The organism is Bifidobacterium favimelis (genome assembly GCF_037963085.1).
In the GTDB taxonomy this organism is placed as follows: Bacteria; Actinomycetota; Actinomycetes; order Actinomycetales; family Bifidobacteriaceae; genus Bombiscardovia; species Bombiscardovia favimelis.
Window position 1 is genome coordinate 1,153,399 of record NZ_JBANDZ010000001.1, and the last position, 16,108, is coordinate 1,169,506.

General features: G+C 66.5%; 7 protein-coding genes and 1 pseudogene. 2 read left to right on the forward strand and 6 right to left on the reverse strand.

All coding sequences use genetic code 11. The annotated features are described in order from the left end of the window. Nucleotides 1–5: 5 nt before the first annotated feature. Nucleotides 6–1,229, reverse strand: a complete 1,224-nt coding sequence (locus V6584_RS04735) for an alkaline phosphatase family protein (RefSeq protein ID WP_404802595.1) — start codon at nt 1,227–1,229, stop codon at nt 6–8. A gap of 145 nt (nt 1,230–1,374) precedes the next feature. Between V6584_RS04735 and V6584_RS04740 the strand changes: the two genes are divergently transcribed. Next, entirely contained in the window at nt 1,375–3,990 is a 2,616-nt protein-coding gene (locus tag V6584_RS04740) for a DNA gyrase/topoisomerase IV subunit A (protein WP_340469313.1), read from the forward strand. Between the two features lie 644 nt (nt 3,991–4,634). Here the strand turns inward: V6584_RS04740 and V6584_RS04745 are convergent. The 5 genes and pseudogenes from V6584_RS04745 to V6584_RS04765 form a co-directional block, all read right to left on the reverse strand. Then, a pseudogene (locus tag V6584_RS04745) lies at nt 4,635–9,188 on the reverse strand (DEAD/DEAH box helicase); the annotation flags it as partial. 49 nt (nt 9,189–9,237) lie between these two features. Continuing rightward, nucleotides 9,238–11,691 (reverse strand): toprim domain-containing protein, encoded by a 2,454-nt coding sequence (locus tag V6584_RS04750; protein WP_404802596.1) that lies wholly within the window; start codon nt 11,689–11,691, stop codon nt 9,238–9,240. 207 nt (nt 11,692–11,898) lie between these two features. After that, a complete protein-coding gene (locus tag V6584_RS04755; RefSeq protein WP_404802632.1) occupies nt 11,899–13,470 on the reverse strand; it encodes an RNA polymerase sigma factor in 1,572 nt (523 codons plus the stop codon). Between the two features lie 372 nt (nt 13,471–13,842). After that, on the reverse strand, nt 13,843–14,250 hold the full coding sequence (locus V6584_RS04760) for a hypothetical protein (RefSeq protein ID WP_340469318.1): 408 nt from the start codon (nt 14,248–14,250) through the stop codon (nt 13,843–13,845). Between the two features lie 31 nt (nt 14,251–14,281). Beyond that, complete coding sequence (locus tag V6584_RS04765) at nt 14,282–14,716, reverse strand: hypothetical protein (protein WP_340469319.1); 435 nt, start codon at nt 14,714–14,716, stop codon at nt 14,282–14,284. Nucleotides 14,717–14,834: 118 nt separating this feature from the next. Here V6584_RS04765 and V6584_RS04770 point away from each other — a divergent pair, with 118 nt between their 5' ends. Continuing rightward, the gene (locus tag V6584_RS04770; protein WP_340469320.1) at nt 14,835–16,088 is read left to right on the forward strand and encodes a polyprenyl synthetase family protein; all 1,254 of its coding nucleotides are present in this window, start codon (nt 14,835–14,837) and stop codon (nt 16,086–16,088) included. The last annotated feature ends 20 nt before the right edge of the window (nt 16,089–16,108 follow it).

Genomic DNA, 16,108 nt, shown 5'->3' on the forward strand with positions numbered 1-16,108 from the left:
CGCTGTCAGACCAGGTCGATGAGACAGGGAATCCGCGTCTCCAGGATGGTCCTGGAGCCATGCACGCCGGGCAGGCGGGTCGCGGCGTCTTTCTGTGTGCCGGAATCCACGAGGGTGACCTGCCCGCAGGCAGCGACCAGAACATCGCCTATCATGGGCAGGACCCTTTCGTCGACGCTGCCGAAGACCCCGGCGGCCACGGCTTCTCCCTTCGTCATGATCACGGCCCGGTCTTCCAGACCCTGACGCCAGCGTCCTGCCATGTCCTCAGGGTCCACACCATCCTGGGCATAAAGCATGACGGCCCTGGGCTCCCCTCCGACCAGTCGGACCCCGTCCATCAGGTCGGGACGCTGCCGGATGTCGATCCTCTCCTCCGGCAAGGCCTGGACCATGCCATGGTCGGCCGTGATGACCACCAGGGTCCCCTTGGGCAAGTTCCTCCGCAGGAGGGAGAGCCCGGCGTCGACCTCCTCCAGGGCCGCCACCCAGGCATCTCCCGTCCAACCCAGATGGTGGCCCACCTTGTCCACCTCGGGCAGGTACAGGTAGGTCAGACCGGGTTCCCGGCTGGACTGCGCGGCGGTCATGACCCTCTGCCGCAGGTCCCTGCCGGCCTTGTATTCACTCCCCCGCAGGCAGGCTCGGGTGAGGGCCGAATCCTTGAATTTCGGTTCGCCCACAGAGGTGACGCGGACCCCCCTGGAGACCAGGGTCTCGAATATGGTCGGCTGGGTCTGAAGACGGGTGGGCTCGATGGCGTTGCGGAACTGGATCTGCTGGCAGATTTCGTCCTTCTCGGGGTTGAGTTGGGTATACCCGGTCAGCCCTGTCAGACCGGGGCAGGTACCGGTGCCGAAGACCCCCATGGCCACGGCGGTGGTGGAGGGCAGGCAGGTGGATATCGGGACTGCATTGACCCCCTCGTTCATCAGCGAGCGCAGGTAGGGGGCATGCCCCAGCCGGCCCGCCAGGTTCCAGAACCCCAGGCCATCGGCCAGGACGACCAGGACGGAGCCGGCATCCGGCAGGTGGAGGGCCTCCTGCAAGGACCTGGGATCGGGGTGGACCGCCGTACGCACGGGGGAACCCAGCGCAGAACTCAGGGCCGGCAGGAGGGAGGACAGATGGCGCGCGCCTCCCTCCTGCCCCTGCAACTTCCGGTCCCCGTATGCAATCGGTTCGGAGGGTTTCAGCAAGTCATCCATACTGGGCAGATCCAAACTCATACCTCTCATTCAAGCACATGGGCGCCGGACGGGGCCCGGCGATTCAACCGGACCCCGACCTGCCCCCTCAGGACCTGGGCAAGGCATGCTTTGGGCCACCGTCCGGTTATCATGGTGCGGAACATGAGGAGCAGGAGCGGTCTACATGGCAAGTCATCAGAAGAGCAAGCCGGGTTACGATCCCAGGGCGGTCAAGGAACACATCGTCGAGACCCCTCTGAATGAGGAGATGAGCAAGTCCTTCCTGGAATACGCCTACTCGGTCATCTATGCCAGGGCCCTGCCCGATGCCCGCGACGGTCTGAAGCCTGTCCAGAGAAGGATCATCTATCAGATGGGTCAGATGAACCTGACCCCTGACCGCCCGTACATGAAGTCCGCACGGGCCGTGGGCGAGGTGATGGGCAAGCTCCACCCGCACGGCGACTCCTCGATCTACGAGGCCATGGTCCGTCTGGCCCAGCCCTTCGCCATGCGCCTGCCCCTGGTCGACGGCCACGGCAACTTCGGCTCCCTGGACGACGGTCCCGCCGCCTCGCGTTACACCGAAGCCCGCCTGGCCCCCGCCGCCCTGGGGATGAACGCGGACATCGACGAGGACACGGTCGACTTCACACCCAACTATGACAACAAGCTCAAGGAACCGGCCGTCCTCCCCTCGGCCATCCCGAACCTCCTGGTGAACGGGGCCTCCGGCATCGCCGTGGGCATGGCCACCAACATGATCACCCACAACCTGGGCGAAGTCGTGGCAGCTGCAAAGCACCTCATGTCCCACCCTGAGGCCGATCTGGACGAGCTCATGCGCTACGTGCCCGGGCCGGACCTGCCCGGAGGAGGCGTCATCGTCGGCCGGGAGGGGATCAGACAGGCCTATCTGCATGGCAGGGGGGCCTTCGTCACCCGGGCGGTGACCCATGTGGAGAACGTGACCGCCCGCAAGAAGGCCATCGTCGTGACCGAGCTGCCCTTCATGGTGGGCCCGGAGCGTGTATTGGAACGGATCTCCGAGGGGGTCAAGAACCACCGCCTGGAGGGCATATCCGGCGCGATCGACTTGACCGACCGCCACAACGGCACCCGCCTGGTCATCGAGATCAAGACCGGATTCGACCCGGGCAAGGTCCTGGGCAAGCTCTTCAAGTACACCCCCCTGGAGGATTCCTACACGATCAACAACGTGGCCCTTGTCCACGGCCGTCCCCATACGATGGGTCTCAAGGAGCTCCTGGAGGTCTGGATCGAACACCGGCGGACGGTGATCGGACGGCGCAGCGAGTTCCGACGGAAGAAGGCCAAGGACCGCCTCCACCTGGTCGAGGGGATGCTCCTGGCCATGGTCGACATCGACGAGGTGATCCAGGTCATCAGGACCTCCGAGAACGCCGACGCGGCCAAGACCCGTCTGATGGCCGTCTTCGACCTGGATGGGGAGCAGGCCCAGTACATACTGGACCTGAGGCTGCGCCGGCTCACCCGGATGAGCCGGATCGAACTGGAGGCCGAACGCGACGACCTCAACCGGCAGCTGGCGGAGCTGGAACGGATACTCAGTTCGGACCAGGAACTGGACAGGGTGGTCGTCCAGGAGATGGACAGGGCCGTGGAGGAGTGGGACACCCCCAGGAGGACGGTCATCCTGGACGAGGACCCCTCAGGTCACCTGTCCCCCGTCACCGCCCAGGAGGATGAGGACGCGGCCCGGAAGGCGGCCAGTGCGGCCCGGGCCCTGGCCGCTGCAGGGGAGCCGGGTCAGGCCGGCAAAGAAGATCCCTCCGACATGCAGCTGGAAGACGAGCCCTGTACGGTGGTCATGAGCGCCACCGGTCTGATCGGGCGCAGCGGGCCGGGAGCCCTGGATGCCTGGAGGGCCCGGTCGGCCGCGGATGCCAGGGCGGCCGATGACCAGATCATAGCCATTTTCAGGACCAGCACCCTCTCGGACTATGGCCTGGTCACATCGGCAGGCCGCCTGGTCACCGCCCATGTGGCAGACCTCCCCCTCCTCCCCGTGACCGTGGGGATGAGTGTGAGCGGGGGCATCCGAGGCGATGACCTTCTGGCCTCGATCATGGGAGGCGGACGGGATGGGCAGGAACAGGCCGTGACCGTCATCGACCTGGCGGACCAGACCCCGCTGGCACTGGGGACCCTTCAGGGGGTTGTCAAACGCTGGAACAGGGAGGCTCCGACCACCATGGACTCCTGGCCGATCATCGACCTGAAAGAGGCAGACCGGGTCGTCTTCGCGGCCCCCTGCGCCGATGATGACCGGTTGGTCTTCATCTCGACCGATTCCAGCCTCCTGACGTATGAGGGGGGCAAGGTGAGGCCTCAGGGCCGCAACGCCGGCGGCATGTCAGGCATCCGCCTGGCAGAGGGCGCCCGGGTGGCCGCCTTCGCCGTTGTCCCCGCCGGCGGCGTCTCCTGGACCTACGAGGAGGGCGAGAACGGACTGAGCAACCAGGCCGGTGCCGTCGTCCTCACCGTGGCCGGAGACTCGGAGGCCCTCCCGGGCACGGAGAACGGGTCAGCCAAGCTGACCCCCTTGGAGATGTATCCGGTCAAGGGTCGTGGAACCGGCGGGGTCCGTTCACAACGCTTCCTCAAGGGACAGGACACCCTGATCACAGCCTGCGTGGGCTCCTGGCCCCTGCGAGCCTCGACCGCATCCGGCCACCCCCTGGACCTGCCCCAGGTGGACATGAGGCGGGACGCCTCGGGCCAGGAGCTGGGAGCCCCCATCGCGCACGTGGCCTGACAGGTCAATGGGCTCGGGTCTCGGGGAAAATCCTCCATGGCCGCAACCGACGGACCTGACCAGGAGCCCCTGGACACCTGCATGGCCGCAACCGACGGACCTGACCAGGAGCCCCTGGATGCCTGCATGGCCGGACCCGGGACGGCACCCGCAATCCCCATCCCCGACTGCATGGACGGTCTGGGACCGGGGACCCGCCGGTGCGGATGTCAGTAGAGGCGGATGCCCTGCGGGGTGGGGGTGAACCCGGCCTCCCTCATGGCGGCCAGGTACGGGTTGGACCTGACCAGGGGCAGGCCATTGACATCGCGGAAAAGCGCCAGGGACGGCCCCTGCCTGTGGAGCCATGAGGACAGCTCCGTGAAGGCCGCGGCGACCTCACGACCGTCCAGGCCCTCGAAGACCAGCAGGTGCCGCCCCCTCACGGCAGCATAGATGGTCGGCCGTCCCTCCACCAGGACCACCAGGTTGCCGACCTTGCGTTGGGGACGGACCGTGACCGGCCCCCTGTCTGCCCCCTCCGTCGCCGCCAGGTCCGGCCAGGGGAAGACGGCCCCGTAGAGGTTCGCCGGGTCGCAGGCGTCAAGGACCAGGGTCCCGGCCTGGAGTCCCTCGTCGACTTCCCCCTGGTCCCGCCTGCCCTTGTCCGCGTATGCGCGCAGGTCCTCCACGGTCTCCCCGGGGGCGAACTGGGCCCCGCCCATCCCGTCCACGAAGACGCCACGAAGGGCACGGCCGGCATCCTCCATCTGCTGACAGACCGGATACAGGGCGGAGAACCCTCCTTCGACCCCCTCCAGGCCGGCCAGGCCAGGTGCAGCCAGGCCGTACCTGTCCATCATCCCCTCGACCTGGCGAACCCGCAGGATGGTCCCCCTGCCGGCTTCATCCTGCCAGGCTCCCCCATGCCCTGGTTGACCCCCCTGGTCCGGGGGGACGGCGAGTGAACCTTCCCGGCCCTGGGGAAGGTTGGACGTAACCGGTCCCTCCAAAGGTCCGACCAGGAGCCAGAGCCCCTGTTCGGCTGCGGCCAGGGGGCCGGAAACGGGAAAACGGGGACGGCGGAGGGAGGGGCCTGTGCGTCCATGCAGCCGCCTGGGAAGGTGGGGTCTGCGGTCGTGGCGGCCTTCCTGGGAAGCCACCAGGCTCCTCACAGGAGCGAAGGAGTCGCTCGTCACCAACCGTGAGGCAACCATCCGCCACAGGGCCGCGGCCAGGGCCGTCTCGTCCAGGGGGGCCTGGTCGGTCAAGCCGGCCCGGACTGCGGCCGCCAGTTGGCGGAAACGGTAGGCCCCTCCACCTGACAGGACCCTTCCGACAAGGGTTTCCAAGTCCTGCCGGCCATCGGATTCCCCGCTTGCGCCCCCCGCCATGGCCGGAGGGCCGGCATGTGGGGTGACGGCATCGGGGGTGACGGCATCCAGATCGTCGGACAGGAAGAAGGCGATGCCGCCCAGGGGAGGTTCGCCCCCTCCCCCGGCCAGCCAGATCACCTGGCCCGAAGCCAGGAGGGCATCGAGGAGGTGGGGGCCGTAATCAGGCACCCTGGCGGGGAAGACGGATGACTCCCACATGGAGGCGGGCAGGGAAAGGCCCTCCAACTGCCCGATGACGTCCAGGAGACCCTCCTGCCCCTGACGGCCCTGACCTCCTGCGGCCCCCAGGCCCTGGCGGGCACAGAGGAACCGGGTGTAGGCGGCGGATCCCACCGGTTTGGCCGCCTTCCTGGCCGCCGCCAGCGAGCGCGACCTGATCAGGCGGAAGACCCCGGCATCCAGCCAGGCCGAGCCCACCGTGCGGGTTCCATCGCCATCATGCGCGGGCAGGGGGAAGTTCCCCCTGAACAGCTTTCCCTCGGACTGCAGGCGGTCCAATTCGCCCAGGAGGGCTGCGGGGCCCAGACCGAAACGCCCTGCCACATCTTCAGTGGTGAAGGGACCGTGGGTGGCTGCATACTGGCCTATCAGATCGGCCAGCTCCCTTCCTTCTCCAGCAGCGCCGGCCCTTGCAGGCCCCCTGTCGGCCGGGCCGGCGGAATCCCCGCCCCTTCCAAGGGCCTGTCGGCCAAGGACGGCCGCCAACCTGTCCGCCTGCCCACGCCATATCCATCGGACCTGGCCTGCCACCGTCACCGGCCGCACCCTGCCTGCGTCCTGCAGGCCGGCCAGGATGGCGTTGACCTCATCGATGCCGGCGGGGGCTGAAGGATCGCTTCCGGAACGCAGCCTTGGCGCGATCTCCTGCGGGCTCAGGGGGCCCAGTATCCGCAGGAGGTCCGCCACCCCCTCAGCCCCCTTGACCCGTCTGTCCACGGTCAGGTGCTGGAGCCTGGCCTCAACCTGGTCGATGATCCCCCCATCCAGGAGGGAGGCCATGTCGACCTGTCCGATCATCTTGGCCAGGACAGCGGGGTCAATCGAGAGAAGGGCGGAATCACGCTCAGCCCGGGGCATGTCGTACTGGTACATGAAGGTGCCCACATAGCCGAAGAGGAGGTCCCCCGCCATCGGGGAGGGGGATTCGGTCGTCACGGAGACCAGGGCGATCCCGCCCTCCCCCAGGTCCCTCATCAGCCCCTCCAGGGCAGGCATGTCGTAGACGTCCTGAAGACACTCCCTCATGGTCTCGAGGACCAGGGGGAAGTTGCGCTCCTTGAGGGCGGCATCCTGCAGCTGGGAGGCCCTCAACCTCTGCTGCCAGAGGGGGACCCGCCTGCCGGGCTGGGTCCGGGGCATGTAGAGGGAGCGCGCGGCGCATTGCCTGAAGCGGGCAGCGAAGAGGGGGGAGGCTGTCAGATGGCCTATGACCGCCCGCCTGGCCTCATCGGGTTCAAAGAGGAAGACCTCCCGGTCGCTCAGGTAGCCGTCCGTGTCCGGAATCTGCACGACGATGCCCTCATCCGTGGCGTAAACCGACCCGTCGTACCCACGTCGGGCCTGCAGGCGGGATGATATGGCCATGGCCCAGGGTTCGTGGACCCTGCGTCCGTATGGGGAATGGAGGATGAGTCTCCAGTCGCCCTCCTCGTTGCGGCAGCGCTCCACCACCAGGGTCCTGTCATCCGCCACGAGACCGGTGGAGGCCTTCTGCTCAGCCAGGAAAGCGGCCAGATTGTCGATGGCGGGCCCATCAAGTCCGTCCGCTTGGAGGCGGGCGGCCTCCTTCGCGTGGAAGTGAGGTCCATGACTGGAGGATGCGGCCCCCTCCCGGCGGCCCATCCGGACCCCTTCCTCGGCCTTGGGCAGACCTGCCTGCACCGCCGGCAAGGTGCCCGTCAGGGAACCCGACAGGGCCCTGGTCAGGGCCCCCAGACGCCTGCCGAACCCTGCATCCCTCCCGGCCCCGTCACCATGCCAGAAGGGGAGACGGGCCGACCGTCCAGGTGCGGGGAGGACGACGACGCGGTCCCTGGTTATCTGCTGTATCCGCCAGGAGGTGGTGCCCAGGGTGATGACATCGCCCACCCGTGATTCGTAGACCATCTCCTCATCCAACTCACCCACCCGCCTGGCCTTGGATCCGGCCTCCTCCTGGGAGAGGACCACGCTGTATGCGCCCCGGTCGGGTATGGTCCCCCCGGAGGTGACGGCCAGCCTCTGCGCGCCCGGCCTGGCCGAGATGGTCCCCCCCTCGCGGTCCCATACCAGGATGGGGCGAAAGGCCGAGAAGTCCTGGGAGGTATATAGGCCGCTCAGCATGCCGATGACGCTGCGGTAGATGTCCCTGTCCAGGTTGGCGAAGGGGGCTGCCCTGCGGACCAGGTCGAACCAGGTGTCCTCGTTCAGGTCGTCCATGGCCGCCGCGGCCACGGTCTGCTGTGCCAGGATGTCCAGCGGGCTGTCAGGCATGACGGTGGGTTCGAGGTCCCCCTCGAGCATCCCCTCCACGCTGGCCGTCGATTGAAGAATCTGCCGACGGTTCAGGGGGTAGATCCTGGCGTGGGAGACGGAACCCACCTGGTGGTCGGCCCTGCCCACCCTCTGCAGGCCGCTTGCCGTAGAAAGAGGCGGTGCCACCTGGATGACCAGGTCGACGGAACCCATGTCAATCCCCAGTTCCAGGCTGGAGGTGGCGACTACGCAGCGCAGACGGCCGGCCTTGAGGTCGCTCTCGACCTGCCGCCGTCTCTCCTTGGAGACCGATCCATGGTGGGCCATGGCGATGACCCGCCCCTCGGGCCCTCCCCCCACCCGTTCGGAGGTGGACCCAGCTGTCGAATCATAGTGCAGGGCGGCGGGGGGCCGATTCCGGGCCTTCCCGCTCTTTCCCGCCAGGTCATGGGCGTAGAGGTCGTTCAACCGGGCGGTCAGCTTCTCGGCAAGCCCCCGGGAGTTGACGAAGACCAGGGTGGTGCGGTGGGCCAGAACCTGATCCAATATGGCCCTCTCGACCGCAGGCCATATCGATCCGGCCGCCCTCTGCCGGTCCGGGTCGTCCTCCCCGCCCCCGCCGGAAGAGGCGGCCAGGTCCGTCATATCGGCCAGGGGGGCCACGACCTTCAGCTCCATGGCGGGGGCGGTGCCGGGTTCGATGATGGTGACCGGCCTGCCACCTCCCAGGAAGCGGGCCACCTCCTGCCTGGGACGGACCGTGGCCGACAGGCCGATCCTCTGGATGTGACGGCCTGCCAGGGCATCCAGACGTTCCAAGCTTATCGCCAGGTGGGCCCCACGCTTGTCACCGGCCAGAACATGGATTTCATCAACGATGACGGTCTCCACCGTCTTCAGGGTCCGCCTTACCTTGGATGTCAGCATGAGGTAGAGGGATTCGGGGGTCGTCACCAGAATGTCGGGCGGATGGGAGGCCAGCGCCCGCCGTCCCCTGGCATCTGTGTCACCTGTGCGCATGCCCACCCTGATCGGGGCCGGATCGACCCCCTGCGACCTGCAGGCCTGCCGGATACCCTCCAGGGGCCCCTCCAGGTTACGGGCGACATCGGTGCCCAGGGCCTTCATCGGGGAGATGTACAGGACCCGGACCCCTCCGCCCCCCTTCCTGTCGGCGGTCAGGAGGGTGTCGATGGCCCAGAGGAAGGCGGCCAGGGTCTTGCCGGAACCCGTGGGTGATATGACCAGGACATCCTGACCGGATCTGATGGCCGGCCAGGCCTGGGTCTGCGTGGGTGTCGGCGGGCCGTAGGCCGCGTGGAACCAGGTCCGGGTCTGGTCGGAAAACCCCTGCAAACCGTCATCCATCCGGTCCGCCCCCTGCCTGTCCAAATCCCTGCCGCCGTGGATCACACGATCAGGTGTCTATCTTGCTGCGGTCGAAATCCTCCGCGTTGTCGACTATGAACTGCTTGCGCGGCGGCACGTCGTCACCCATGAGGAGGGGGAAGATCCCGGCCGCCTGCTCGGCATCCTCCATGCGGATCCTGCGCAGCATGCGCGTGCGTGGGTCCATCGTGGTGTCGGCCAGCTGGTCCGCATCCATCTCGCCCAGGCCCTTGTACCGCTGCACATCCGGATTGTAGTCGATGTGCCGCTCCCGCAGGTCGGCCAGCCTCCCTTCCAGCTCATCGTCCGAGTAGGTGTATATGAACTCCCCCTTGTGCTTGCCGGCCAGGGCGATGCGGTGGAGGGGGGGCACGGCGGCATACACATGTCCGTATTCGATCAAAGGCCGCATGTACCTGTAGAAGAGGGTGAGGAGGAGGATCCGGATGTGGGCACCGTCCACATCGGCGTCAGTCATCATGATGACTTTGTTGTATCGCGCCTGGGTTATGTCGAAGCTGGAACCCGACCCGGCCCCGACCACCTGGATGATGGAGGCGCATTCCTTGTTGGTTAGCATCTGCGTGAGGGAGGCCTTCTGCACGTTGAGTATCTTGCCGCGGATGGGCAGGAGGGCCTGGAACATTGAATTCCTGGCCGCCTTGGCAGTACCCAGGGCGGAGTCCCCCTCGACGATGAAAAGCTCGGCTATGTCGTCGTTGCCGGGCATGGAGTCGGAGAGTTTGGCAGGCATGGAGGCGGACTCCAAGGCGTTCTTGCGCCTGGTCACCTCCTTGGTCTTGCGGGCCTGGATGCGGGCGTGCATCTCCCCCACGATCTTTTCCAGGACCCGTTCCGACTGCTCCTTGAAACCGCGCTTTGACCCCGAGATCATCTCGCCGAACTGGCCGTCGGTCATACGGGTGACGATGGGCTTGACCTGGGCCGTGCCCAACACGTCCTTGGTCTGCCCCTGGAACTGCGGCTCGGCTATGCGGACGGTGACCACGGCCACCAGGCCCGCCATGACATCGTCCCTCTCGACCTTGCTGCGGGAGTCCTTCAGGTTCACCTTCAGACGACGGGCATTGGCCTCCACGTTCTTGCGCACCTGGCGGGTGATGGCGTTGAGGAAGCCGTCCACGTGCATGCCCCCGCCGGGCGTTTCGACCACGTTGACGAAGCTGCGGACCGTCGTGTCGTAGTCGTTGATCCAGCGCAGGGCTATGTCGACCCCGCAGGTCCGCCGGACCTTTTCGGCGTGGAGCTCACCGTCCGCACCGACCCGCTGGGTCTCCTCCTCATAGGAGCCCTCCCCGCTGATGTGCCAGATGGAGCTGACCGGCTCCCCCTTGGAGAGGAAATCGACGAAGTCCACGACACCTCCCGTGTGCAGGAACTCCTCCACACGACGGTGCCTTTCCTGGCGGATCGGACTGATTCCCAAGGCCTGAGCTGCCTGGTCCCCGTCCGCACCGTCCCCCGTCCAGTCAGGGGATTCTTCCTGGAATTCTTCCTGGGTGGCTTCTTCCTGGGTGGCTTCTTCCTGAGTTCCCCAGGCAGGCGCCCCGTCTTCAGCCGGGGCCTCCTCCTCGACCCCATCCTGCCCCTCTGACCGGTCGGCTGCCTCGTTCCCGGACCGACTACCGGCCTCCTGTCCGTCCAGTGGGCCTGCCGGGGTGTGTGCCCGGTCCCCGTCGACCTCCATGAACTCATCGTGGGCCGGATCTCCGGTTTCGGGTATGTTCTCGTCAATGACGGTTATTTTCAGGCCGGGCACCAGGAAACTGGTCTGTCTGACCCGGTCGATCAACTGGTTGTAATCGAAGCGGGCCGTGTCGTTGAAGATTTCGGGATCGGCCCAGTAACGCACCCTTGTACCGGTCCTGCGCTTGGGGACGGAGCCGACGACCTGCAGGACGGTCGGGCGGTTCTTCCGCGTGCGTCTGAATGTGGCATCCGGAGAGGGGCGGGTCGGGTCGGCATCCTCATAGACACCCGGGTGGCCCTGATGGAACTGCATACGGTGGGTCTTGCCGTCACGGTCGACTTCCACATCCAGGCGGGAGCTCAGTGCATTGACCACGGAGGATCCGACCCCGTGCAAACCTCCCACGGCCGTGTATGAGGCATTGCCGAACTTGGCTCCGGCGTGGAGCTTGGTCATGACGACCTCGACCCCGCTCAGGCCTGTCTTGGGCTCCACGTCCACCGGTATGCCACGGCCGTTGTCATCCACTTCGATGGATCCGTCGTCATGGAGGATCACCGTGATTTCGTCGCAGGCACCGGCCAGGGCCTCATCCACCGAGTTGTCGATGATCTCCCAGAGGCAGTGCATGAGTCCCTGGCTGTCCGTGGTGCCTATGTACATGCCGGGACGCTTGCGCACCGCGTCCAGGCCTTCCAGCACGGTCAGACTGCCCGCATCATAGGCCTCTTCCTTCTTCGCCCTGCTGCCTGCCATATCCTTCTTCGCCATGTGTGATTACCTCAACGCTGTCTGTCTGCGGCGGCATCCGAAGGGGATGCCCGCCTTCTGGCCACCCTACGCACACCCCTTCCGCTGTCGTGTGGAAGGGCGTCGTGCCTTCAGGGGGCCGGCCGGGAGGCTGTCCGGGGCCTGCCCCCCCCCCGCCCTCCTGCCGGGGGGCGGTGAGTGCCGCTCACAGGGCACTCACCGGGCGGCTCACTGGTCCAGGAAGTCCCTGAGGGTCTGGGAGCGCGAAGGGTGCCTGAGCTTGGACATGGTCTTGGACTCGATCTGCCTTATGCGTTCACGGGTCACCCCGTAGACGCGGCCGATGTCGTCCAGGGTCTTGGGCTGGCCGTCCTCCAGACCGTAACGCATCTTGATCACACCGGCCTCCCTGGGGCTGAGGGTCTCGAGGACCTGCTTGAACTGTTCCTGAAGGAGGGAGAAGGCGACGGCATCCGAGGGGGCTATGGCATCGGTGTCCTCGATCAGGTCGCCGAACTCCGAATCCCCGTCCTCGCCAAGCGGGGTATGGAGGGAGATGGGCTCACGGCCGTACTTCTGGACCTCCTGGACCTTCTCGACCGGCATGTCGAGTTCACGTGCCAATTCGTCGGGCGTGGGCTCACGTCCAAGGTCCTGCAACATCTGACGCTGGACCCTGGAGAGCTTGTTGATCACCTCGACCATGTGGACGGGCACCCGGATGGTCCTGGCCTGGTCGGCCATGGCCCTGGTGATGGCCTGCCGGATCCACCAGGTGGCGTAGGTGGAGAACTTGTATCCCTTGGTGTAGTCGAACTTTTCGACCGCGCGGATCAGTCCCAGGTTCCCCTCCTGAATCAGGTCCAGGAAGAGCATCCCACGGCCTGTGTAGCGCTTTGCCAGTGAGACGACCAGGCGGAGGTTGGCCTCCAGCAGGTGGTCCTTGGCCTTCTTGCCGTCGTTGGCGGCCCATTTGAGCTCACGACGGCGTTTGAAGTCCATCCCCTCGCCCTGGGTGTCGAGGAGGTGCTGGGCATAGAGACCCGCCTCGATCCGCTCGGACAGGTCCACCTCCTGCTCTGCATTCAGGAGGCTGACACGTCCTATCTGCTTGAGGTAGTCCTTGACGGGGTCGGCTGTGGCGCCTGCGGTGACCACCCTGCGCTTGGGATTGCCCGAGGGGGTGACGCTGTCATCGTCATCGGCGTCGCTGACGACGAAGGCTCCCTTGACCTTGGGGGCCTCGGTCTTGGGCTTGGGGGCGGCGTCCTCTGCGTCAATCTCCCCGTCCTCGACCTCCTGCGACTGCATCTCGTCATCTTCGGCATCATCCCCGACCTCATCGGGGTCATCCACCTTGTCGAGCTCATCCTCGTCCAGATCGTCGTCCACGGCGGTCTCATCGAACTCGGCATCCTCCAGCTCATCGGCCTCGTCCTGTGAGATGTTCTCCTCGGTGTCGGAGGTCGGCTTGGACTTGCGGGCTGCCGTCGGCTTGGAGGACTTCCTGGACTTGGCGGCGGCCGTCTTGCCGGTCGTTGCCGTCTTGCCGCCATGCACGGTCTTGGCCGGTCCCTTCTTGGCCGACTGGCCCTTGACCGAATCCTTCTTGGCGGATTCCTTCTTGGCCGATTGGCCCTTGACCGAATCCTTCTTGGCCGATAGGTCCTTGGCTGATTCCTTCTTGGCGGTTCCGCGCCGGGTTGCCGTCCCACTGGAGGCGGCGGCTGCCTTCTTCCGGCCGGTCCCCTCCTTGGAGGTGGCCTTTGATGCCCCCTTGGCCTTGCGGGTCGCGGTCACCTTGGGTTTCGTGGAAGCGTCGGCTGTCCCGCCACCTGCGTTGGAATCGGGTCCGGCCCCTGTCTTGCCCTTCCTCGAATCCAGTTCGGTCTGCTTCTTCGCCTTGGTGTCCTTGGTGGCCAAATTATTCCTCCCGGATCGTCCCGACCTGCATCACCGCCCACAGGGCGCAGTTATGGCAAGGTCAAATCGTCAACTAATACAGTGAACCATCTTGAGGGGACGATTATTCCCGGAGTCGTCAAAGGGGATCTTCCATGGGCGTAAAGGGAGGGGAAAGCGACCTGCCACTGCCCGCTTGCGCAAGGGGGGCATAGGCGGCCATGCCCGGTGGGTGTCCGGGCCGCTGCCTCTTTCATTCGGCCGCACGCATCACCGTCCCCTCATCCATGCGGGGTTCAGATCATGGCTGACCATGCTCAGGATGATGGATGCCAGGGTGCACGACCCATCCGCAGCCAGGGCCTTGAGGGCGTGCCCTGCAGGGTCCCCTTCTCCCGACCACCAGAGCACATAGGCGATCAGCGCCTGCGGCTGCGCCCGGTACGATCCTTCCATAAGGTCCGCCACCCCCTCCAAGACCTTCCTGCCGGCCCTGCACCGGACAGGGTCGGCCCTGGTTGAATGGTCCTTGAACACACCTTCCAATGCGTCACAGAGAAAGCGGACGTTGACGGGGCTGTGGGGGTTGACGCAGAGCTCCAGGAGGCGGTCTGGCGAGAGGGAGGGGATCAGGAGGGAGACCAGGAGGGCATCGCGTATGGGCAGGGTCTCGTTCATAGCGACACCCAGGGCGCAGAGGATGCCCTCATCAGGTTGTCCCCCCCGGCTCCGGGTGGGACAGGGCGTGCATCCAGGCCGCGACAGGGACCTCCATCCAGGTCCTGTCCGCCTTCCTGACCCCGACCTGTTTGCGCAACCGCCGGTAGCTGGCCACCAACCCTGCCAACCGCGGGCCCAGGGCCGTATCTTCCCCTCGATGGGTCCCGGCCCCTCCCTCCCCGCCCGGACAGTCGTGCGTCCTTCCTCTCTCACCCGCAGACTGGCTTTGCACAGACTTGCCATCCGCCTGTTCCACGGGAGGGTCGGTTCTCCGACGACCTCCGTCGCGGGCCCCGGAGCCGACGCCCGGATCCGCGCAGGCAGGTCCCAGGTCGCAGGGGGTCTTGCCACCCGCCATGACCGTTCCTTGGAGGGCCTCCGTTCGTCCGGGTCCCTGCCCCTCCCCCTTCATCGTCCTCGTCATCGGACCCGATCCTTTCCTCTGTACGTTCTGACTCCGGCAGCCGCCGGGCCTGGTGCCAGAATGAACCCTCAAAGCCGGCCGCCCGTTCCGAACTGGACGATGTGGTCGGATGTGGCACATGTCCACATGGCCTCCCCTGACCCTGCCCCTGGCCATGAGTGCGGTTACCCTCGGAAACATGATCATCGTCACGGCCGATGCAGTCGGAGAACGCATGGAACACCTGCTGGGGGACCTACGTGGTTCATCCGGCCTGCCAGGTTCATCCGACCGGTCCGGCCTGCCAGGCAGGAAGGCGGATGACAGGGCCCTGGATGCCGTCTGGGAGGAGGCCGTGGAGGCCGGGCGCGGAGGAAAGCGCCTGCGCGCCCTTCTTCTTTGGGACACCTACCGGGCGGTCGAACCGCAGGAGGACGAGGCCCGTGACCGGTCGGTCCTGGACCTGGCCTGCGCCGTGGAGATCTACCAGACCAGCGCCCTGGTCCACGACGACATCATCGACGACGCAGACATGAGACGGGGCCGGCCCTCCTCCCATAGGCAGCTGGGAGAGGCCATGTCCCTGTTGGCACCTCCCGGGCCGGGGCAGGAGGCAGGCGCCGGCACCGACGCGCAAAACCGCCGGTTGCATGACGGCCGCCGTGTCCGGGGCAGGGGCCTGGGGATACTCCTGGGCGACCTGCTCGCCACCGTGAGTGCGGACATCGCCCGGAAGGCGGGCGGACGACTGGGTCGTCTGGATGAGGTGACAGACACCTTCCTGGGTATGCAGAGGGCCGTCACCCTGGGTCAGGTGCTCGACCTGGGCATGGAGGACATGCCCCTGGACGACCCAGCCGGGCTGTGCAAGGCGGCACTGCGGACCATGCGCTGGAAGACAGCCAGCTATACGACGGTGGCCCCGATCCATCTGGGCCTCCTGGCGGCGGGGGCGGATGAGGGGCTGGCCACCTGGACTGCCGAAGGGGTTGGAGAGGACCTGGGTGTCGCCTACCAGCTCATGGACGATCTGGCCGACCTGGAGTCCGACAGTTCACAGACCGGAAAGCCGCGATATGGGGACATCCGGGAGGGCAAGCGGACGGTCCTGCTCTCCCAGGCCCTGACCAGCGCCACCGGGGCTGATCGGCGGCTTCTCGTCCAGGCCTACCAGGCCCCCCTGCGGGATGGGGAGATGGTTGACCGGGTGGCCTCCATACTCATCGGTTGCGGAGCCGTGGAAAAGGTCCGGGCCATGGCCGCAGACAGGGTGGACAGGGCCCGGACCCGGCTGGAAGAGGCCTGCGGGCGTCTGGCCCTGGGGGCGGATGGGGAGGCCATCTGGCGTCGGGCCTGCGGCCGTTTCGTGCCGAATGGCCCCAGGGCCCTGTGAAGGACCCTGTCATCAGGTAA